General features: G+C 41.1%; 20 protein-coding genes and 1 pseudogene. 1 reads left to right on the plus strand and 20 read right to left on the minus strand.

Annotated features, from left to right (window positions below):
• Positions 1 to 128 precede the first annotated feature (128 nt).
• Complete coding sequence (locus BLR93_RS01700) at positions 129 to 377, plus strand: GlsB/YeaQ/YmgE family stress response membrane protein (RefSeq protein ID WP_093210591.1); 249 nt, start codon at positions 129 to 131, stop codon at positions 375 to 377.
• Positions 378 to 475: 98 nt separating this feature from the next.
• Here BLR93_RS01700 and BLR93_RS01705 read toward each other — a convergent pair whose 3' ends face one another.
• The 20 genes and pseudogenes from BLR93_RS01705 to ymfI form a co-directional block, all read right to left on the minus strand.
• Positions 476 to 967, minus strand: coding sequence for a Dps family protein (locus BLR93_RS01705; RefSeq protein WP_245690036.1), 492 nt, complete (start codon positions 965 to 967; stop codon positions 476 to 478).
• A 228-nt stretch (positions 968 to 1,195) separates the two neighbouring features.
• Positions 1,196 to 3,067, minus strand: a complete 1,872-nt coding sequence (mutL, locus tag BLR93_RS01710; RefSeq protein ID WP_093210593.1) for a DNA mismatch repair endonuclease MutL — start codon at positions 3,065 to 3,067, stop codon at positions 1,196 to 1,198.
• A gap of 18 nt (positions 3,068 to 3,085) precedes the next feature.
• Positions 3,086 to 5,701, minus strand: a complete 2,616-nt coding sequence (gene mutS / locus BLR93_RS01715) for a DNA mismatch repair protein MutS (RefSeq protein ID WP_093210595.1) — start codon at positions 5,699 to 5,701, stop codon at positions 3,086 to 3,088.
• 129 nt (positions 5,702 to 5,830) lie between these two features.
• On the minus strand, positions 5,831 to 6,394 hold the full coding sequence (cotE, locus tag BLR93_RS01720) for an outer spore coat protein CotE (RefSeq protein ID WP_093210597.1): 564 nt from the start codon (positions 6,392 to 6,394) through the stop codon (positions 5,831 to 5,833).
• An 806-nt stretch (positions 6,395 to 7,200) separates the two neighbouring features.
• Complete coding sequence (locus BLR93_RS01725) at positions 7,201 to 7,629, minus strand: YlbF/YmcA family competence regulator (protein ID WP_093210599.1); 429 nt, start codon at positions 7,627 to 7,629, stop codon at positions 7,201 to 7,203.
• Entirely contained in the window at positions 7,630 to 9,210 is a 1,581-nt protein-coding gene (miaB, locus tag BLR93_RS01730) for a tRNA (N6-isopentenyl adenosine(37)-C2)-methylthiotransferase MiaB (RefSeq protein WP_093210601.1), read from the minus strand. It lies immediately after the preceding gene.
• A 229-nt stretch (positions 9,211 to 9,439) separates the two neighbouring features.
• Positions 9,440 to 10,618, minus strand: a complete 1,179-nt coding sequence (locus BLR93_RS01735) for a glycine C-acetyltransferase (protein ID WP_093210603.1) — start codon at positions 10,616 to 10,618, stop codon at positions 9,440 to 9,442.
• Between the two features lie 22 nt (positions 10,619 to 10,640).
• On the minus strand, positions 10,641 to 11,681 hold the full coding sequence (gene tdh / locus BLR93_RS01740; protein ID WP_093210605.1) for an L-threonine 3-dehydrogenase: 1,041 nt from the start codon (positions 11,679 to 11,681) through the stop codon (positions 10,641 to 10,643).
• 175 nt (positions 11,682 to 11,856) lie between these two features.
• Positions 11,857 to 12,777, minus strand: coding sequence for a dipeptidase (locus BLR93_RS01745; protein ID WP_093210607.1), 921 nt, complete (start codon positions 12,775 to 12,777; stop codon positions 11,857 to 11,859).
• Positions 12,778 to 12,850: 73 nt separating this feature from the next.
• On the minus strand, positions 12,851 to 13,111 hold the full coding sequence (locus tag BLR93_RS01750; protein WP_026570294.1) for a stage V sporulation protein S: 261 nt from the start codon (positions 13,109 to 13,111) through the stop codon (positions 12,851 to 12,853).
• Positions 13,112 to 13,218: 107 nt separating this feature from the next.
• Entirely contained in the window at positions 13,219 to 14,016 is a 798-nt protein-coding gene (locus tag BLR93_RS01755; RefSeq protein WP_093210609.1) for a TIGR00282 family metallophosphoesterase, read from the minus strand.
• A 140-nt stretch (positions 14,017 to 14,156) separates the two neighbouring features.
• Positions 14,157 to 15,722, minus strand: a complete 1,566-nt coding sequence (gene rny, locus BLR93_RS01760; protein ID WP_093210611.1) for a ribonuclease Y — start codon at positions 15,720 to 15,722, stop codon at positions 14,157 to 14,159.
• A 253-nt stretch (positions 15,723 to 15,975) separates the two neighbouring features.
• Complete coding sequence (locus tag BLR93_RS01765; protein ID WP_425440921.1) at positions 15,976 to 16,419, minus strand: recombinase RecA family protein; 444 nt, start codon at positions 16,417 to 16,419, stop codon at positions 15,976 to 15,978.
• 368 nt (positions 16,420 to 16,787) lie between these two features.
• Positions 16,788 to 17,393: pseudogene (recA, locus tag BLR93_RS01770) on the minus strand (recombinase RecA); the annotation flags it as partial.
• A 313-nt stretch (positions 17,394 to 17,706) separates the two neighbouring features.
• A complete protein-coding gene (locus tag BLR93_RS01775; RefSeq protein ID WP_093210613.1) occupies positions 17,707 to 18,948 on the minus strand; it encodes a competence/damage-inducible protein A in 1,242 nt (413 codons plus the stop codon).
• A complete protein-coding gene (pgsA, locus tag BLR93_RS01780) occupies positions 18,945 to 19,523 on the minus strand; it encodes a CDP-diacylglycerol--glycerol-3-phosphate 3-phosphatidyltransferase (protein WP_093210615.1) in 579 nt (192 codons plus the stop codon). Before pgsA ends, BLR93_RS01775 begins: the two co-directional genes overlap by 4 nt.
• Before the next feature lie 127 nt (positions 19,524 to 19,650).
• A complete protein-coding gene (locus tag BLR93_RS01785; RefSeq protein ID WP_093210617.1) occupies positions 19,651 to 20,586 on the minus strand; it encodes a helix-turn-helix domain-containing protein in 936 nt (311 codons plus the stop codon).
• Positions 20,587 to 20,605: 19 nt separating this feature from the next.
• Positions 20,606 to 21,397 (minus strand): YmfK family protein, encoded by a 792-nt coding sequence (locus BLR93_RS01790; protein WP_093210619.1) that lies wholly within the window; start codon positions 21,395 to 21,397, stop codon positions 20,606 to 20,608.
• 247 nt (positions 21,398 to 21,644) lie between these two features.
• Entirely contained in the window at positions 21,645 to 21,905 is a 261-nt protein-coding gene (locus BLR93_RS01795) for a DUF3243 domain-containing protein (RefSeq protein WP_093210621.1), read from the minus strand.
• 92 nt (positions 21,906 to 21,997) lie between these two features.
• The gene (gene ymfI / locus BLR93_RS01800; RefSeq protein WP_093210623.1) at positions 21,998 to 22,714 is read right to left on the minus strand and encodes an elongation factor P 5-aminopentanone reductase; all 717 of its coding nucleotides are present in this window, start codon (positions 22,712 to 22,714) and stop codon (positions 21,998 to 22,000) included.
• Positions 22,715 to 22,720 lie beyond the last annotated feature (6 nt).

The raw sequence follows: 22,720 nt of genomic DNA on the forward strand, positions 1-22,720 counted from the left end.
TTAATCTGTGTGTTTTATTTTAGCAGCTATGGGGTAAATTGATTAACGAACACAGCATATTACTTGCTATTGTGTGAATAGATTTATTTATAATCTTTATTTTAAATTATTGAAGGAGGTACACAACCATGGGTTTAATTATTTATTTAATTGTCGGCGGTTTAATCGGCTGGCTTGCAGGATTAATCGTTGGAAAGGATCTTCCTGCCGGTATATTCGGTAATATCATAGCAGGTATCATAGGTGCCTGGATCGGTGGAGAACTGCTTGGTCAGTGGGGACCTGAACTCGGTGGCATTTCCCTTATTCCAGCTTTAATCGGGGCGATCATTTTTGTTTTAATTTTAAGTGTTATTATCAGAGCCGTACGAAGATAACAGAGAAAGGTGCCGTTATATATTGCGGCACCTTCCTGTTTGTTAATAAACCAAAAAGAAAGCTAAAGCTTATTCAAGCTTTAGCTTTCTTTTATATTTTATTTAAGGTGCCCTTCGTATGCATTTAGCATCCATACATGCTTTTCCAATCTTCCTTGAATTTCATTTAGTAAATCGAGTGTCGGCTGATCATTGACTTCCTCTGCCAATTTGGCGCCTTTCCCTTTAATTTCATCAATCATCGTTTGATAATCTTTCGTCAGCTGTGTAATGATTTCATCTTCTGTATCATCTGCCTGTGCCTCATGCAATGTCGTTTCTTTGATAAACTTATGCATGGTCGCCAAAGGCCGGCCGCCAATCGATAAAACCCTTTCAGCAATCTCATCTAAATCCTCTGCAGCTTCATTATATAAATCCTCAAACACCTCATGAAGCTTAAAGAAGTGTCTTCCTGTTACAAACCAATGGTAACGATGTAATTTAATATACAGTACAGCGAAATTCGATAACTCCTGATTCAAGAAATTAATTAACCGTTGGTTCTCTGGCATGTTTTCATTCACATGGACATTTAAGTTTTCAGCCATCTTTTATCTCACCTTCCTATATGGTTATTTTTTAAATAATGTACCTTTTTATACATCATTTAATGAGCTGTTTTTTTTCAATTAGTATATAAATACCCCTAATAATAGTCTCACAAACACATACCATGCAACTGTCGAAGTGCTATGGCACCGCCTCGGAATGGCTGAACTAAAAAAAGCATACTTCCCTTCCCGGGAAATACGCTTTTCAGAATAAAGTTTTTCGAACTACATGACGCGTTTGAACATTTTTTCCATTTCGTATGGAGAAAAGTGGGCAATAATCGGCCGACCGTGCGGACAAGTGAATGGGTCAGTCGATTTTCTCAAATCTTCAAGCAATTGAAACATGTCATCATGATTTAAATAATGGTTAGCTTTTATCGACCTCTTACAGGACATTAAAATAGCCGCTTCTTCTCTGACCTTGTGGAGATTCACTTTTTCATCAGTGATTACCTGCTCGACTATTTCCTGGATAACTTCCTCTTCAAACCCTTTAGGGAACCATTGTGGATGGGAACGAATCGCATAGCTTTGCTGGCCGAAGGGTTCAAAAAATAAGCCGATTTTTTTAAATTCTTCCAAATACTGTTCAATCAGCAATGCTTCTTGCTTAGAAAAATCAAAAGTAAGCGGCATTAATAATTCCTGGACTTCGTTCGGAACCTCTCCAATTTTATCTCGGAAGTATTCATATTTAATTCTTTCCTGGGCGGCATGCTGATCAACAATATACAAGCCGTTTTCATTTTGGGCTAAAATATACGTCCCATGATGCTGGCCAATCGGATACATGGCAGGCAGCCGCTCAACGTCTGTGTCTGCTATATATTGCGGCGAAGCAGAGGGATCGCCTGCCGGCTTAGCAACTTTATCCAGATTTCCAGGAATTTTTTCCTTATCTATCGGATTCTCCTCTACTGAAGAATAAGCTGAACGCCGTATTTTCTCCTCAGGCCAGGAGGTCTTTTCTACGGGTGGAACGGTCTCTGTTTCTTTTAGATAAGATTCAAAGCTGTCATGGTTATTTGCTTGATATGGCTGATGAAAATCCAACGAATGCTGGACTGTTTGTTCTTTTTGTTTTTTTGGCTGACTAGCCTCCGGTATTAGTGTTTCCTTGCGGAATGCTTCCCTGATTGTCGTTTCTATCGCTTCAAATAATTCTTTTTCTTTACTGAAACGCACTTCCAGTTTAGCAGGATGAACATTGACGTCGACCAATATCGGATCCATCTCAATATCAAGCACCACTAACGGCTGCCTGCCAATCGGGAGCAGTGTATGGTACCCTTTTAGTATAGCTTTATTTAAAGGTATACTTCGGATGAACCTGCCATTCACTAAAGTGGATATATAGTTCCTAGAGGCTCTCGTTACTTCCGGTTTAGCGGCATAGCCTTTGATGGAGAAGTCTAAGGTAGAGTATTCGACAGGAACCATTTTTTTGGCAACACCCATCCCATAAACTTGGGCGATTATTTGCAGTAGATCGCCCCTGCCTGATGATCGGAACAGCTGTTTCTCATTATGGTACACTTCAAAACGAATATCGGGATGGGACAAAGCCATCCGGTTTAGTACGTCGGTTATATGCCCAAGCTCCGTATGGATAGTCTTCATGTACTTCAACCTGGCAGGTGTATTAAAGAAAAGATCTTCTACAATGATTTCTGTTCCCTGTCTTGCGTCGCTTTTAGTTTTATTGACTACCTTTCCCCCCTCCAGTTCAAGAAAGGTGCCGGCTTCTTCCCCTGTGGATGTTTTCAACGTCAGACGGCTGACCGCTGCAATACTTGCCAGTGCTTCCCCTCTGAAACCTAACGTCTTAACATGAAATAAATCATTTTCATTCCTGATTTTACTTGTTGCATGGCGATAAACCGATCGTTCACAATCCTCCGCACTCATTCCATCGCCATTATCGGATATTTTAATCCTTTCCAAGCCAGCTTCAAAGACCTCTACTTTTACCCAGGTGCTATTAGCATCAATGCTGTTCTCCACTAATTCTTTTACAACGGAAGCGGGGCGTTCAACTACTTCTCCTGCTGCTATTTTATTGGCCAGCGAATCTGGCATCTGGCGGATTTTCATTCAGATCCTCCTTTCCTACTATTGCTTTGCTTTCTTTTGCAATTGATAAAGGGCGTTCATCGCCTCCATAGGAGTCATCTCCATGATATTCAACTGCTCGATTTCTTTAATGAGTGAATGGGCTTGTTTAGGATTAGTTTGCTTCGGTTGATTTGCTGCGCCTTCCGAAACAAAGAAGGACATCTGCTGTTGTTCTTCTTCAGTTTGCGGAGGCAGGCCAGGATCTTTCTCGCTTTTCTTTACCATACTTTTATCATTGTTTTCAAACTGCTGCAAGATTTCGCTGGCTCTCGTAATTAAATCAGGCGGCAATTCAGCCAGTTTAGCTACATGAATGCCGTAACTCTCATCTGCAGCTCCAGGTTGGATTTGATGAAGAAAAATGACATTCCCCTGGTACTCCTCGGCACGGACATGGATATTCCTCAACTTACCTAAAGAATCTTCCAATCCGGTCAGTTCATGATAATGTGTGGAAAACAAAGTCTTTGCCTGGACATGTTCATGTAAATATTCAATGATTGCCTGGGCAAGAGCCATCCCATCATAAGTACTTGTCCCCCGGCCGATCTCATCTAATAAAATTAAACTGTTTTCTGTTGCTTGTGTAATGGCATGCTTTGCCTCAAGCATCTCCACCATAAAAGTACTCTGTCCTGATACAAGGTCATCTGCTGCACCAATTCTAGTGAAAATCTGGTCAAATACGGGCATTTCTGCAGATGAACAAGGAACAAAACAGCCGATTTGCGCCATGATTGCCGTCAATGCCAGCTGCCTCATGTAGGTGCTCTTGCCTGACATGTTAGGCCCTGTGATCAACAGCATTTCTGCTTCTTCATCCATCGTAACGTCATTAGGAACAAAGGATTCTTCTTTCATCACCTTTTCGATGACAGGGTGTCTCCCTTGCTTTATATTAACTTTCCTCTCCTCATTAAAGGTTGGCCGCGTATAATCATTTGACTCGCTCACTGTAGCAAAGCTTTGCAAGACATCAATATTACTTATTTGTTCAGCTAACGCCTGGAGTGCCGGGATAAATTGCTTCACTCGTTCTCTGAGCTCAATAAACAATTCGTATTCCAATTCAACGCTTTTTTCTTCGGCCTCAAGTATAAGCGACTCTTTCTCTTTTAACTCAGGAGTAATAAATCTTTCAGCATTGGTCAACGTTTGCTTGCGTTCATATTTCCCTTCTGGCAAAAGATGCAGGTTTGCCCTTGTCACTTCAATATAATAACCGAACACCCGGTTGAAACCGATTTTAAGCGACTTAATATTAGTTGCCTGCTTTTCTTTCTTCTCCAGCTCACTAATCCATTTCTTCCCATTTTTCGAAGCATCACGGTAATCATCCAATCGATCGTTATATCCATCTTTGATAATTCCGCCTTCTTTGATAGTCAGTGGAGCGTCCTCACTGATACTTTCCTCAAGCAACTGGGATAATGATTGCAAATCGTCAATTTCATCCCCAAGTTTTTGAACGCTTTTGCTGTCAAATTGGGATAAAATCAATTTTATCTCAGGAATTTTGTTTATCGATTGCTTGACTTGAATCAAATCCCGCGCATTAACGTTCCCAAAGGAAACACGGCCAGCAAGCCGTTCCAGATCATATACCGATTTAAGAGCTTCTCGAATTGATTCCCTTTCGAAGAAATGTTCAAGAAAGGCCGCTACAATTTCCTGGCGCTGCACGATGGATTGTTTATTAAGTAAAGGACGTTCCAGCCACTTCTTTAACATTCTTGCTCCCATGGCAGTAACCGTTTGATCAAGCACCCACAATAAACTGCCCTGCTTTCCTTTCCGAAGAATTGTCTGGGTCAGTTCCAAATTCCGCTTGGAAAACATATCTAGCGCCATAAATTGATTTAATTCAATGATATGAGCCGGCTTTAAATGATCCAATGACCTTTTTTGGGTATTCTGGATATAATTGAGCATCCGGCCAAATCCCTCGACCAACTGCTGGTCTTTGTTTAACTTTTCAGCTAAGTATTGGAATTCTTCTGTAATCCCTGTTTCCTGCTGATAGGAAACAGTGACTAGCAATTTCTCCTTCAAATCATCCTGAAAGCTATCTGGCAGATCAGGAGCAATCACTACTTCTTTTACCGGACGATTAAAAAGTTCACCCAATACAGCTTCCCAACCAGTAGAAATGCGAGCGACACTTGTTTCTCCTGTAGAGAGATCATTATATGTGATGATAAATGTCTCAGCTGAAAACTCGCTTATCCCCGCCAGGTAATTGTTTTCTTTCTCGTCAAGCATAGCTCCTTCCATGACAGTACCCGGGGTGATCAATTGGACAACGTCCCTTTTAACAACGCCTTTGGCAGTTTTTGGATCTTCCACTTGCTCACAAATCGCAACTTTAAATCCCTTTTCCACCAAATTTTTAATATAGTTCTCAGCAGAATGATAAGGGACACCACACATTGGGATTCTATCTGCAGATCCCCCATCCCTGCTTGTCAATGTGATTTCTAATTCCCGCGATGCCGCAAGAGCGTCATCGAAGAACATCTCGTAAAAATCGCCTAAGCGAAAAAATAAAAAACAGTCCTTGTATTCAGCTTTTATTTTAAGATACTGCTGTATCATTGGTGTGTATGTAGACATTCTTTGTTCCCCCAAACCTACTAAATCAACTTTCATTATATCACAATAGTAATTAATACTTTAAGATGATTGATTGTAACTTTTAAAAGTTAAAAAATAAAAAACGAGAGATTTCTCCCTCGTTTTTCGCTACTCTTCTTCCTCAGTTGCTAAAAAGTCTGGATTAATATCCTTAAATTCTTCATCTGACAATTCGAAGTCCCAGTCATCGTCATCACCTACATAGCCATTTGGATCTACTCTTACACATACTTTTGTTTCTCCGATGACTTCGACCAAAAATTCGCGTTCAACTTCTACAAGAATCTTATGGTCGTGGCTGGCAATTTTACATTCTAAACAGTTAGGCTGCTGAATGACTTTAGCAAATACTTCATACTCATCATTAAGCGTTTGGTCATCCTTTACAGAAAGCTTCACATGGTCACAATAAGTGATCCGTTCTGTCACAACTTCGGTTTTTGTATTGTCGTTGTAAGAATACCAGATATTCACATCATAGCTGCCGTTTATCTCTACAGTGTCTTCACCTTTTTTCTTGGCATTGTATAAATGATTAATTACCCAGCACCCAAGAATACTGGAAGGTCTATGTGAAGGTGTGATGGTGTTGGTATCTTGGATGAACTTCCGCCCTTTACCGATAACGGCTTTTGTTATGATTTCCCGATATTCCTGATCAAGAAATGACATAAGAACTAAAACCTCCTCTTTTTTTCATAGTCAGTTTATGCATGACAACTACCTATAGTGCATAACTTTTCCGATTTTTCCTTGGGGAATTGGCATGTTAGGTTCTAGTTCATCCTATGCAGCAGCCCACCAAAATGTACATACAAAAGTAAAAGCACCTGGAAAGCGGCGTACAGTCTGGACAGATCTGTTCAAAATAAAGGAAAACCAAAAGGTTCCCCTTTTATGTTTGACTTATTGAAGAACAGAGAAGGAAGACTGCCAGCCGCTAGGTGCTGGAACTGGATGATACAAAAGTAAAAGCACCTGGAAAGCGGCATACAGTCTGGACACATCTGTTCAAAATAAGAGAAAACCAAAAGGTCCCCCTTTTATGTTTGACTTATTGAAGAACAGAGAAGGAAGACTGCCAGCCGCTAGGTCCTGGAGCTGGATGATACACTCCCTTTTATGTATTACTTTCATTGTGCAAGAAAAAAAGAGTGATTTTCTTTGATGGATAAAAGAAAATCACTCTTTTTAAATGGCCTCTGTTGATTGATTCCGCGATGGGCGATCGGTGGTGACGCCTGCGGGAACATAAGCCGAAGATCCACTTGGTTAAATGATTTTCTTGACCAAGTTAGCTGATGACGTGCGCCCACGGCAAGCATCCACCGACAACCGATTCGTGCAATCAACAACAAACTTTGACAGCCCCTTTAGATTAAAAAGACTTTTTCAGGGGCCTCGAAAAACCAAGGGGTTCTCTACAAGCCGAGACTGTCTCTATGGCCAAACAGCCCGATCAACTTATTGATTGCCGGTTAATGGCTGCATGAAGATCCGTTCCCAAGTTTCGAACCGGTCTCACCAGCTAGCAGGTCGCCGCCAGTAGAGCGGATTACTTCATTGGAAACCTCACGTGCAATCGTATTCGTAACTAATTGCAAGATATCATTGATAACCATTTGTGATTCCTTGAATTCTTGTACAATTGGTATATCGTCGATTTCTTTTTCGATTCTATCTATTTCGGCTTCCGCCTTCTTCTGCGCCTCTTCTTTTCCATAAGCCTGGAAATTCACTGCTTGTTTTTGCATTGCCTTCATTTTCTTAATCAAAATCTGTACTTTTTGATTAGCATTCAATTTCGCTTCCAACTGTTTAAAACGATCGATTTCCTCTGTATTAGCCATCATCTGCGCAAGCTTATTCGCCTCTTCGATCACTTGTTTTCTAGTAAATTCTGCCACTTATTTCACCTCTACCGCATCTTCAACCATTTCTCCGTCCAGAGACCAGGTTTTTGCATTAGTTATTTTTACTTCCACAATTTTTCCGATTGCTGATGTTGGAGCTTTAAAATTGACTAATTTGTTTCTCTCGGTATAGCCAGCCAATACATCAGGGTTTTTCTTACTTTCCCCTTCGACTAACACTTTCACCGTTTGTCCTTCATACTTTTTCATCGCTTCGGCTGATTGTTTGTTAATTAACTTATTCAAACGCTGCAACCGTTCTTTCTTTACCTCCATCGGTATATTATCTTCCCATCTCGCGGCAGGAGTACCTTCTCTTGGAGAATAAATAAAGGTATATGCACTTTCAAAGCCTACTTCTTCTACAAGGCTTAATGTTTCTTCAAACTGTTCGTCCGTTTCATTCGGAAAACCAACAATAATATCTGTAGTAAGCGTAGCATTAGGCATCGCTGTACGGATTTTATCTACTAGTTCTAAATACCTCTCCCTCGTATAACGGCGGGCCATTACTCTTAATACTTCCGAACTTCCAGATTGTACAGGCAGATGAATATGGTCCAGCAGATTTCCACCTTTAGCGAGTACTTCTATTAAACGGTCATCAAAGTCTCTCGGATGGGAGGTAGTAAAGCGGACTCGCGGAATATCAATTTTGCTTATTTCATCCATTAAATCGCCTAGTCCATACTCGATATCGGTTAAATCCTTTCCATAAGCATTAACGTTTTGGCCTAATAGGGTAACCTCTTTGTATCCCTGGGCAGCCAATTGCCTAACTTCCTGAATAATATCCTCTGGTCGCCGGCTTCTTTCCTTCCCGCGTGTATAAGGTACAATACAGTACGTACAGAATTTGTCGCAGCCGTACATGATATTTACCCAGCCCTTTATCTTTCCTTTCCTGACTTTAGGAAGGTTTTCAATGATGTCTCCCTCTTTCGACCATACTTCCACTACCATTTCCTTACCGAACATTGCTTCTTTCAGCAGTTGCGGTAAGCGATGGATATTGTGAGTTCCAAAAATCATGTCTATGAATGGGTGCTTTTTAAGAATGCGGTTTACGACAGACTCTTCTTGAGACATACAACCACAAACTCCTAAAATAACATCAGGATTTTCTGTTTTAAGCGTCTTTAAATGGCCGATTTCGCCAAAGACTTTATTCTCGGCATTTTCCCTGATTGCACAAGTATTAAGCAGAATGATGTCAGCCTCCTGGGCGTTATCCGTCGATTGGTAACCCATGTCTGTCAACAGTCCTGCCATTACTTCCGTATCATGCTCGTTCATCTGGCAGCCATATGTGCGAATCAAGAATTTTTTATCCTTGCCGATATTCGCCATATCTTCAGGAACTTGATAATCATAATGGATTTTTACATCTTCACGCCTTCGCTTCTTAGCCTTTTTTAAGTTGGGAGGCTCATATGTGGTTTGAAAGTATTTCCCGATAAGCTCATCAGAATCAATATTTTTCAAACGATCCAGGTTTTCTTCCTGGTCGGATTTTATGTCCGCTGGATTGGCCTGGTTAATTTGATTCATTTCTTTCCGTTGTTGTTCATTCATCACGGAAGCTCCTTTCCATTAAATGCTTGTGTTCCGCTCTCGTATGTAACAGCCGGAACGCTTTATTCCATATTGGCTTAAAGGTATCTCCAATTTACTTATTATAGCAAGATAAACAATCAAAAATAAAGGGCTTTTGCTTTAATTGTCTATTAAAATCATTAGCTGCCCGAACATCCGATAAAAAATGCGGAAGACGCAATTCAGCATCTTCCGCCATCTGAATAAGTTATTTAAGTATGTTTAATTGCTTTCCAGCACGCTCAAATGCTTCCAAAGCTTCTTGCAAATCTTGTTTTGAATGCTCTGCTGTTACAATTGTCCGAACTCTGGCTTTCCCTTTTTGTACTGTCGGAAAAGCAATCCCCTGGGCAAAAACTCCTTCTTTAAATAATTGATCAGAAAATTTATGCGTTAGTGCATCATCACCAATCATAACAGGAGTAATTGGAGTCTCGCTAATCCCAATATCGAACCCTAAATCCTGTAGGCCTTTTTTGAAGAACTTTGTATTTTCCCAAAGCTTATCAATTAGTTCTGGTTCTTCAAGGAGAACATCCAGAGAAGCATTGCAGGCTGCAGTAACTGCAGGAGGATGGGAGGTACTGAACAAGAATGGACGGCCTTTATGGATTAAATAATCCTTTAAAGACTGGGTACTTGCTACATAACCTCCCAGCACACCAATCGCTTTACTAAGTGTTCCTACTTGGATATGCACTCTTCCATCAAGGCCAAAGTGATTCACTGTCCCTCTGCCATTCTCTCCTAGGACACCACTGGCATGGGCATCGTCTACCATGATTAATGCATCGTACTTTTCTGCCAGCTCAACGATTTCAGGTAAAGGAGCTATGTTGCCATCCATGGAAAATACTCCATCAGTGACTACTAATCGTTTACGGTAGTTTTGGGTTTCCTTCAAAGCCTCTTCTAATGAAGCCATATCAACATGCTTATAAATTCTTCGGCCAGCTTTGGTCAACCGTATGCCATCAATGATAGAAGCATGGTTCAATTCATCAGAAATGACCACGTCCTGATCTGTAAGTATCGAAGACAACACCCCCTGATTTGTCGTGAAACCAGATTGGAAAACAAGTGCTGCTTCTGTATGTTTAAATTCCGCCAATCTCTCTTCATAGTCTTCATGCATTTTTAAAGTCCCTGCAATCGTTCTAACCGATCCAGTTCCAACTCCATAATCGGCTATAGCTTCCTCCGCTGCTTTCTTCATTCGCGGATGGGAAGTCAATCCAAGATAATTGTTGGAAGAAAGCTGGATTACGTTTTTCCCTTTAATAGTAACTCTTGCTCCTTGCGCAGATTCCAGAGGAATTAAGTGTCGAAATGTACCTTCTTCTTTCATATCATCCAGCTGGTTCTGCAGGTACTCAAATCCTTTCATATTAAAACGCCTCCCTAAATTATTATGGGTGTAAGACCACTTTACCACATTTTCCTGCATTCATAAGCTCAAAGCCTTTTTCAAATTCTTCTAATGAAAAATGATGGGTGATCATTGGAGTAAGGTCCACCTGATTAGAATAAAGCAAACCAGATACCTGCTGCCAAGTCTCAAACATTTTTCTGCCTGTTATCCCTTGAATGGTAATCCCCTTGAAAACTATATCATTCGTAATATCGATTTCTACCGATCTAGTCGGCAGACTTAGAATAGACACTCTTCCACCATTAGTAATCATTTTGAAACCTTGATCAATTGCCGTTGGATGGCCGCTCATTTCGCAGACAACATCCACTCCGTGGCCACCGGTATGCTCTTTAATATAATCTACCGGATTAACTTCCGCTGAGTTAAGAATAGTAGTCGCTCCCATTTGTTGAGCCAAATCCAGGCGGTAATCATTTAAATCTAAAGCAAACACCTGCGAAGCCCCTGCTGCTTTAGCTACTCCTACAGCCATTAGTCCAATTGGACCGCAGCCAATGATCGCAACCGACTTTCCTACAACATCCCCGCTAAGTACGGTGTGGACAGCATTACCCATAGGCTCCTGCACAGAAGCAATCCCCTCAGGCATGTCGGCAGGATTTTTCCACAAATTGTCCTCAGGTAAAGCAACATATTCTGCAAAACAGCCATCACGGTCTACTCCGATTATCTCTGTGTTTTCACAGATATGATACTTTCCAGTTAAACATTGCGGACAATGGCCGCAAATAATATGGGTTTCTGCGCTGACATAGTCGCCTACAGTAACTTTCGCCACTTTTTCCCCGACTTCGACTACCTCACCGGCAAACTCATGGCCAAAAACATACGGAGGATTCACGCGGCTCTGGGACCATTCATCCCAGTTATAAATATGGACATCTGTTCCACAGATTGATGTCGCCTTCACTTTGATCAACACTTCGCGATCACCAATAGATGGTATTTGTACCTGCTGAATTTCGGCGCCTTTTTCCCTTCCGTTTTTCACTAATGCTTTCATTGTTCCATTCACAGTGAACACAACTCCTCAAGTTTTATCCATTTTTAATTGATATATTCATATTTTAACATGTTAAAAATAATAATCAATCCTGTTTGTCTATTCAGAATGGACATATGAACATATATAAAAGCAACAGCCTGTTTCGGGAAGGACTGTTGCTTTTATCATAGGAATAACGCTTATATTAGGCATGGGGAAATTTATTGATAAAATTCTGACAAGTGATTTTATGTACTGTTTCCACCGGCCAACGCCTTAAAAGCTGCTGCCGAAACTGCTCATAATCTAAAGGGTCATATAGACCAGATACAAATGCTTCTGTTCCATCAAAATCGGAGCCCAAACCAATACAGTCTTCAGCACCTTTGTCGATATAATATGCTATATGGCTAATAACATCCTCAACATTTGCTTTTCCCTGGTCATTTAGAAAGTCAGGAACAAAGGTAACGCCGATCCATGCCTTACGTTTTATTAGTAATTCAATTTGCTGATCATCCAGATTTCTGGGGTGTGATGCTAGGGCAATCACATTTGAATGGCTGGCCATCGGATAGTCTGCTAAATCAAGTACATTGAGAAAACCTTGATACGAAAGATGGGAAACATCTGTCCATATTTTCTCTTTATTTAATAATTGCACCACTTCTTCACCGAATGAACTTAATCCGGCCCCTCTTTTTTCTTCAATCCCATCGCAGACAGCGTTCGCTTGATTCCACGTCAACCCGACTGCACGGACGCCCATTCGGAGCAGAGTTTTTAGCTTTTCCAGGTCATTACCGATGGAGTGACAGCCTTCTAAGGTTAATATTGCGCCTTTTTCACCTTCCGCTAGGCTGGCCAGGTCTCTTTTACTAGTAATGTGTTTCACGTTCTCATAAGGTTCAACTACTTGTTCATAAAAAATATTCGCCATTTCCAGAGCTGCTGAATACTGGGCCTCCGCTGCCACTTCCGGAGGTACAAAGATGGCAAAACATTGAACCTTTACAGAGCTGTTCATCCATTTCTGGTAATTGACTTGGAGCTGATCACTTGAATGAAAAGATAATTGTTGCTGCCATATTTTAACCAATGCATCACAGTGTGCATCAATAATCATCTACATACCCCCGGTAGTAATCTGTTTTTGCCATAAGAAAGCCCGCTTGCACAAGCAAGCAGGCAAAATATATTTATCTAGGTTCGATAATAAGTTTAATAGCAGTCCGTTCCTCGTTATCAATCATAATATCAGTAAAAGCCGGAATACAAATTAGATCAACTCCACTTGGGGCCACAAATCCTCGGGCAATTGCAACTGCTTTTACGGCCTGGTTTAATGCCCCAGCGCCGATTGCCTGTATTTCTGCTGAGCCGCGTTCTCTTAGCACGTTCGCGAGTGCACCTGCTACTGAATTCGGATTTGATTTAGCTGAAACTTTTAATATATCCATTACTAGTACCTCCTTCGTTTTCTAAAGTAGTTCCACTTTTACTATATTCTTGGAGATGATAGTTATTCCCTTTTATTATGGGCTAATTTTTCGCAAAATTCAAATAATCAACTAAAAAAGGGATGATCGTCATTAATAAGTACCCGCTCAACTTTTTTTGCCATTCCTGAGTTATTATCGATATCTACAATAACAGCATTCAATTGTGTTCTTCCCTGTTTCGTCACTTCGAAACGTACCGGCAGATTGGTAAGAAAACGGTTTATCACCGCTTCCTGATCGGTGCCAAGTATGCCATCATATGGACCTGTCATTCCTACGTCCGTTATGTAGCCGGTACCCTTTGGAAGAATTCTTTCGTCCGCTGTCTGTGTGTGGGTATGAGTTCCTACTACTGCGCTGACCCTGCCATCTAAATACCAGCCCATCGCCTGTTTTTCACTCGTGGCCTCTGCATGAAAATCAACAAATATAAGATTTGTACGCTTTTTAGCTTCTTCTATCAATTGATCTGCTTTGCGGAAAGGATCATCCAAAGGCGGAAGAAATGCTCTTCCTTGCAAATTGATAACCGCTGCTTCTACATTATTGGAACGTACATACACAATACCTTTACCAGGTGTTCCTTCCGGGAAATTAGCAGGTCTCGCCATATATTCAGCATGATCGATAAATTCAAAAATTTCCTTTTTATCCCAGGTATGGTTACCCATTGTAACTGCCTGTGCACCTGCTTCCAGAAACTGTTTGTAAATTTTCTCAGTAATCCCTTTTCCAGCTGCTGCATTTTCTCCATTCACAATACTTATATGTGGTTGAAATTTCTTTTTCAATTTAGGTAAGTAGTCACGAACCATGTCTCTCCCTGGGGAACCAACGACATCTCCGATAAATAAAATTCTCATTTCCTGCAACCATCCTATCATTTTAATTATTATCAGTTTCACATAGATGACTTACCATGTCAAAATCAACCACGTCAGACGAACATGGCTTATTATGTATGGTTCCCTGAATTAAAAAAATAAAGCGGCTGAAGGCCGCTTTATTTTGCATATTCTACTGCACGAGTTTCCCGGATAACAGTTACTTTAATGTGGCCAGGATAATCGAGCTCATCTTCGATTTTCTTTCTAATTTCTCTTGCAATTTTCAAAGCCTCAAGATCGTCTATTTCATCTGGTTTCACCATGATTCTTACTTCACGGCCAGCTTGAATAGCAAATGACTTTTCTACGCCTTCATAGGACTCTGAAATTTCTTCCAGCTTCTCGAGTCTCTTAATATAATTCTCGAGTGTTTCACTTCTAGCTCCCGGTCTGGCAGCAGACAAGGCATCAGCAGCTGCTACCAATACCGCGATAACAGATGTAGGCTCCTCGTCCCCATGATGCGAAGCAATCGAGTTAATAACGACTTCATGCTCTTTATACTTCATAGCAAGTTCTTTACCAATCTCTACGTGACTGCCTTCCACTTCATGGTCAATAGCCTTACCGATATCATGGAGTAAGCCGGCCCTTTTTGCGAGAGTTTCATCCTCTCCCAATTCTGCTGCGAGCAACCCTGAAAGATGAGCCACTTCCGTAGAATGCTTTAACACATTCTGGCCATAGCTTGTACGATACTTCAAGCGGCCGAGGATTTTAACAAGATCTGGATGGAGTCCATGTGCCCCCACTTCAAAAGTAGTCTGTTCTCCGACTTCCCGAATATACTCGTCCACTTCTCTTCTCGACTTATCCACCATTTCTTCAATCCTGGCTGGATGGATTCTGCCATCCTGGACAAGCTTTTCTAAAGCAATGCGGGCTGTTTCTCTTCTAATCGGGTCAAATCCAGATAATATTACAGCCTCTGGTGTATCATCAATAATCAAGTCAATTCCAGTTAAGGTCTCTAAAGTTCGTATATTTCGTCCTTCTCGTCCGATAATACGTCCTTTCATTTCATCATTCGGCAAATTAACCACCGAGACAGTTGTTTCTGCAACATGATCTGCTGCACAGCGCTGCAAAGCAAGGGATAGAATGCTTTTTGCCTTCTTGTCAGCCTCTTCTTTTGCTCTGTTCTCCGCTTCTTTGATCATTATTGCCGATTCGTGGGTAACTTCTTGTTCAACCCGTTCTAAAATCACTTGTTTTGCCTGGTCAGTAGTGTATCCGGAAATGCGTTCAAGTTCAGCTTGTTGCTCACTTATCATAGCTTCCACTTTGCTTTCCATTTCTTCAATTTGTTGTTGTTTTTCTGTTAGAGAATGTTCCCTCGTCTCTAACATTAGCTCGCGCTTATCCAGCGTTTCACTTTTACGGTCCAGATTTTCTTCTTTTTGCATCAAGCGGCTTTCTTGCCTTTGGAGTTCCGAACGTCTCTCCCGCAATTCTTGATCCGCCTGCTGACGAAGCTTATGATTTTCATCTTTAGCTTCGAGAAGCGCCTCTTTCTTGGCTGCATCTGCGTTTCGATGCCCTTCTTCTACTATTTGCTTTGCCAATTGTTCTGCACTAGAAATCTTTGCTTCAGCAATAGATTTACGAATCAGATAACCAACAACAATACCGACGATAAGGGTAAGCAAAATGGAGATGATAATTAGGGTAACTAATTCCATGATTTCACCTCCTCTTGCTATAAATTTGTACAATCAATTTTAGTCGGCATGTACAGTGTCTTTCATTAAATAAACTTTTTTGAAAAGAATCGTATAATAATAAGAAGAATTATACATATCAATTTTAAGCTTGGAAAATTATATTGTCAAGGAACCGTCAAATTTATGTAATAAACTTTTCCATTGACACATAAACTAATAAGATTTGCCCTTAAAATTCAACCCCTGCCGATCTGGCAGGGGTTGAATTTTTTTACACGTCCATATCAAGTGCTTCCTGGTTTTCCTTTTCTTCAGTTGCTTCCGGAGCGGTATCCATATTGTAATGGCTGCGCACCGAATTATAAATTTCTTCTTTGATATCTTCATTTTCCTTTAAGAACTGCTTCGCATTTTCACGTCCTTGCCCAAGCCGTTCTTCATTATAGGAATACCATGCGCCGCTCTTTTGGACAATATCAAGATCTGAACCGATATCAAGCAATTCACCTTCTCTGGAGATTCCTTCTCCATACATGATATCTACCTCAGCTTGTTTAAATGGAGGTGCCACTTTATTTTTGACCACTTTAATTTTTGTTTTATTACCAACCATGTCATTTCCTTGCTTCAACGTTTCGGCTCGGCGCACTTCAAGTCTCACGGAAGAGTAAAACTTAAGCGCACGGCCGCCCGGAGTCGTTTCAGGATTCAGCATTGTTATCACAAGAGTTTTTTATCTCCTGTTTCTGGAGGTTTCTTTTCCCTCATATCCTGGATCAGGAATACGACCAGTCCTTTCTGGTCCAGCTCAGCATATCTTTTCATCTTCGACAAGCTCGTTAAGATGATGCGGACTCTTGGAAGGATTATATTCTGCCTAAGACAGGTTCACCTTCTATGCGTTGCCCCTGACTGTAATATTACTTACAGCCTTCGGTTCGGATTTGCTTCTCAGCATCCCCGCTTCATTCCGCATTGATAATCTGAAAAATTTCTTTTTCAGACGGCAAGCTGCTTCCGTTTAGAGAGAGACATTTACAAGTTTTCTGTCTCTTCCTATATCACTGGTTAAGCAGCATTCTCACCAAACATTACTCCGACTTTTTCACGAATTTGGTTAATAAAAATAGCAGTCGTTCTCGACTTATTAATAGCACCGGAGAGCTTTCTCAATGCCTGGGACATCAATCGTGCCTGCAGTCCTACGTGGGCATCTCCCATTTCTCCTTCTATTTCAGCTTTCGGTACAAGTGCAGCTACAGAGTCAACAACCACCATATCTACCGCACCACTTCTTACTAAAGCCTCCGCTATTTCCAAAGCCTGTTCTCCTGTATCCGGCTGGGATAACAGCAGTTCATCAACATTGACCCCTAATTTTCTTGCATAGACCGGGTCCAGTGCATGTTCAGCATCGATAAAGGCAGCTTGTCCTCCCTGTCTTTGTGCTTCAGCGATAGCATGAAGGGATACCGTTGTTTTACCGGACGATTCAGGTCCGTAAATTTCTACCACTCGCCCTCTAGGATAACCACCTACACCCAAAGCAACATCCAATGCTAATGAACCACTGGGAACTGTTGCAACTTTCTGTTCTGCCCGTTCACCCAACTTCATTATCGAACCTTTACCAAACTGTTTTTCTATCTGTTTCAACGCCATATCTAAGGCTTGCTTACGATCGCTCAAATTATTTCCTCCTTAATATTAAACTATTACTATCATAACTTGTTTTATGAGATTTAACAAGCAAAAAGCGAATAAATGTTCCCTTTTTTTATTTAAGAATATATGATAAAAAATATAAATTCTTCTAAACCAAAAAGCGAATTCCAGTGATGGACATTCCGTCGAAAGAGAATTTTACTTTTTTTGTGGCGGCTGAACATTACTGCTCCTCTAGTGAAATATAATTACTTTATGGAACCGCAAGCAAGACTTGGCTTATCGCCAAGTCTTTCGGTTGAAACATGCAGCTTATCCAACCAGTCCTGAAAACAGATTAAATTTGCAGTAACATTTCCAGCCCTTTTTTTACCGTCCTTTGGCGAATTCCGCTTCGGCCGCCCTGGAAATTGAATTCTCTGGACACGGTACCTTTCGTTTTATGGTGCACGCTGATAAATACAGTGCCAGGCGCTTTGCCCTCAGATGAATCTGGTCCTGCTACACCGGTAAAGCTAATGCCTATATCAGCGCCCAATTTCTGTTGGATGTTTTGGGAAAGTTCTTCCGCACATTGTTTGCTTACTGTCCCGTATAATTGGATTGTTTCTGGATTAACACCAACTAACTGCTGTTTGCTCTGTGGAGAATAACAAACAATACCGGCGATTACTGCTTGAGAAGCACCTGGAACGGAAATAAGCCTATCAGTGAATTTTCCGCCGGTCAAGCTTTCAGCTATTGCCACCTTCAAATTCTTTTCCGCTAATTTTTCGATTACTTTCTCTTCCACTGTTTCCTCATCATAGCCATAAAAGTAGCCGCCAACTTGACTTAATATTTCCTTTTCCAAATCATCGATTAACAGATCAGCTTCTTTTTTTGATCGAGCTTTTGCTGTTAATCGAATTGCCACCTCCCCCTCCTGGGCAAGAGGAGCAATCGTAGGATTGTTCTGTGCATCAATCAATCTCCGTAACTCATGTTCCAGCTGAGACTCACCTATTCCAATAAACCGCAGCATCCTCGATTGGATAACAGCATCTAATTGGTATTTGTTTTTTATATAAGGGAAAGCGAAGTCATTGGCTATCTGTTTCATTTCCCTTGGGACACCCGGCATAAAAATCCAGGTAACGCCTTCGACTTCAACAACCATTCCTGGAGCCATCCCAACTAGGTTGGGAAAGACTTCTGCTGTTTCAAATACTAATGCCTGCTTCTTATTATTTGGCGTCATATCCCGATGGTTTTTTTTGAAATAATTGCTGATTTTGTTCAAGGAAACCTCGTCTTCCTTAAGATTCAAACCAGTAATAACTTGAAACGCTTCTCTGGTCAAGTCATCATCCGTCGGACCTAAACCGCCTGTCACTACAACAATGTCCGAGCGTTGTCCCGCATATTCAAACACTTGTCTGACCCTGCCAAGATTATCACCAACGACACTATGATGGAAAACATTGATTCCGTAATCCGCAAGCCTTTTAGAAAGCCATTGCCCATTTGTGTTCGCGATTTGTCCCAATAGCAATTCTGTTCCGACAGCGACAATTTCTGCTCTTAGCTGCTTCGTCATTTGGAATCTCTCATCACGTGCCAATTTTTTTTGAAGTATTCATAACCAGAAACAACAGTAATGATTAAGGCCAAATATAAGGTGATCAAACCAAAAGGAATTCCTATATAAGAAAAAGGAAAATCATGTAGCAATAATGCGGATATCGCCACAATTTGCAGTACCGTTTTCAACTTTCCCATCTGACTGGCCGCAAGGACAATTCCTTCTCCCGCGGCCACTAACCGTAAACCTGTCACAGCAAACTCTCGGCTGATAATCAAAATGACAATCCAGGCAGGAGCACTGCCCATTTCGACTAAAAGAATCAGGGCCGAGGCTACAAGTAATTTATCGGCGAGGGGATCAAGAAACTTTCCCAAATTTGTGACAAGATTGTATTTCCTGGCGTAAAATCCGTCCACCCAATCTGTAGCTGAAGCAACTATAAACAACAATGCTGCAGCGAAATGGGATACAGGCAGGTCGTTGTCGCCAATATTCCAATTTCCCCAATCAAACGGAATACTCAACAGAACAATAAAAATAGGGATAAGAAATATACGGGATAATGTAATTCGATTTGGTATATTCATTCAAGTCATCCTCCAAAGGTAATAGTACAATGTTTGAAAATTTAGCCGAAAATAAGGGCCAACACCTTTGAACCTACTGTCTAATGGATACTCTGGCAGGATGGTTCAAGGAATTAGCCCTGTTAAATTAATCTTGCTGCTGTGCTGACTCATCCGCAACTTCTATAAAGACTTTCTGAACTTTCGTACTGGCCATATCAGGCACTTCCAGCGGAACGCCGGCAACGGAAATCTCAATGCCGCCGCTCGGATTGCCATATCTAATCATAAATTGGTCAGCCCCGGTTAAGTCCTCTTTCAATGGCGAGTCGCTTTCCCCAAACATGGCGCTATATAACTCATTATTTTCGCCTTCTCTAATTTGCAGCCAATGATCATTTTCCGAGGTCACCTCTACTATTACTTCATCACCCGGATGGACAAGCTCGAAAGTAGTCACCTGGTCATCTCCTTGTGTACCTTGATCGACAAGTTTTAGTTCAGATTCCGGTTCCGGTTGTTCCTCTTTTTCTGTATTCTCATCTTCCTGGCTGCCTTCCTCTTCTTCATTATCATTACTGGTATTATTGCTTTCTTCATCTTTCGTTTCGGAAGCATCAGGGTCACCTACATAAACCTCATCATTATCATTGTTCCCTTGATTTGCTGAATCTGGACTACCCTCCTGTGATTCCTGGTATAGGTACCATACAGTAAAAATGATGCCTATAACCAGTAACACGACAATAACCGTGGGCAAAAAAGAGAAGATAGCAGGACTTTTTGTTGAAGTCGTCGTGTCTTTCCTGCTGCGTTGAACTCTTGTATATTGTACAGAGCTTTCATCGCTGGCAGCAGGCAGCTCACTTCTATGTTCCTCCATTAAGGCATCCGGGTCCAAATCTACAGCTGCAGCATATTCCTTAATGAATGCACGGACATAGAAGTTACCTGGCATAATGCTGTAATTCCCTTTTTCAATTGCTTGCAAATATCTCGTTTGAATTTTCGTCGCTCTTTGGATATCATCCAAAGATAGATTTTTAGCCTCCCGTGCCTCTTTAAGTGTTTCACCAATTCCCATCTATTAACACCTTCCAATTCTAAAAATCGAACATAGAAAAGCCGCCATCCTGGTCAAACTTCGGCTTTTCAATCGGATCATATTTTATCTCTTCATTTTCATCATTTCTCAGCTCAATAATATAATCAAAATCATTCAATGTATATTCTGTCTGCTGCACAAATATATCGGGATGCTCGACAACTTTCGTTGCAGGCAGGCGCATAATCTCCCTTACTAACTCCCAATGCTTCTCGCTTGCACGCTGAGTGGATACAATTCCATCGATAATGTAAAGATTATCGACATTATACTCATCTTTAATTAATTGACTTCGGATTGTTTGTTTCAATAGGGTGCTTGACACGAACAGCCATCGTTTGTTGGCACAAACACTTGACGCTACAATCGATTCTGTTTTCCCTACTCGCGGCATCCCTCTAATGCCTATTAGCTTATGTCCTTCTTTTTTGAATAATTCCGCCAAAAAATCGACAAGCAAGCCGAGTTCAGTTCTGACAAAGCGAAATGTCTTTTTGTCATCGATGTCACTGTGTATGTATCTCCCATGCCTGACAGCAAGCCGGTCGCGCAATTTAGGCTTCCTCATTTTTGTAACATTGATCGTTTCCATTGTTTCCAGGATCGATTTCAAGCGCGTAATTTGCTCATCTTTCCTTGATAATAGCAACATACCCCTGCGCGAGTTTTCTACACCATTTATAGTGATGATATTTATTGACAGCATCCCTAATAGAGAGGAAATATCCCCTAGTAAACCTGGTCTGTTATGTTGAATTTCATATTCAAGATACCACTCAGTTTTTTCCATTGAACAAAAGCTCCTTCATAAATCAGGCTGCTAAGAGTTCTGTATAAAATGCAGATACTATTATCATAAATGATTTTTCTTGTTTAGAAAAGGACATAATTCGGTTTCGTACGAATAATTTCCACATTTTCTTAGTACTTAAACAGTCGAAATGGATTGCGCACGTTAACGAAGATAAAATTCTATACAAGCAACAAGGCCCCTGCTGCAGAAAGCAGGGGCCTTGTCTTTTTACTTTTGAACAATACTATCTACCGGTTCCTTCATTTTTAACCATTTTAACCATGATATTAGCAATAGCATGCTGTTCATCCTGGGATGCAGCATTCCACAAGTCACGCAGCACGGCTTCCTGGTCGTTTTCTGCATCTACTTGTTTAGAAAGATAACCGCCGATTTCAAATGCCAGGTCGGAAATTGTATTTTGATCCATTCCTTGTCCCTGCGCTTGATGGAGTCGATCACCAAGAAAGTCCTTCCAAGATTCAAAGTTATCGAGAACTGACATATTTTTTCCTCCTTCAATCATCAACTTTCAAGCTTAGCATTTGAATTTCGCCAATCTTTATACATGGTAATAAGGAAGAAAATTATTATTAATTACCAGGCTCCCGATACATTAATAATTTCACTTTGAATGTAGCCAGACCGCTCATCTAATAAAAAAGAGACCACATGTGCTACATCCACTGGCTTTCCAGCTCTATTGACCGGTATTTCACCGATAATGCTGCTTTTTTCCTCATCGGTAAATAACTGGTTCATTTTCGTATCGATAAACCCTGGGCTCACTCCATTTACAGTGATTCCGCTAGGCGCCAATTCTTTTCCTAACGCTTTGATGAAACTGTTCTGGGCGCCTTTCACAGAAGAATATATCACTTCGCAGCTGGCACCCGATTCTCCCCAGATCGATGAAACCACGATGATATGGCCTGATTGGTTTTGAACCATTGCCGGGATTACATGTTTACTAATGGACCAAAGTGCCTTTACCTGAATGGATAACATCCGATCCATGGCAGCTTCATCTGTGTCTTGAAGAAGACCGATATGACTTGTACCACTGGCAAATATAACGGAGTCAACAGTAAGGTCCAGGTTGTCTAAAAAGAGCTGAATTCCCTGATTATTTCCTAAATCTCCTTGCAGGACAGCTAATACCGATTCATCGGGCAGTACACTGGTTAATTCAGCAATAGCCTTGGCATTTTGATGGTAATGGAGCAAAAGCTGGAAGCCATCATCAGCGAGTCTGATGGCGATTGCTTTGCCAATATCACCGCTTGCACCAATAATTAAGCATTTCTTTGGCATACTTTG

Origin of the sequence: Sediminibacillus albus, from assembly GCF_900101125.1 — a bacterium.
In the GTDB taxonomy this organism is placed as follows: domain Bacteria; phylum Bacillota; class Bacilli; order Bacillales; family Amphibacillaceae; genus Sediminibacillus; species Sediminibacillus albus.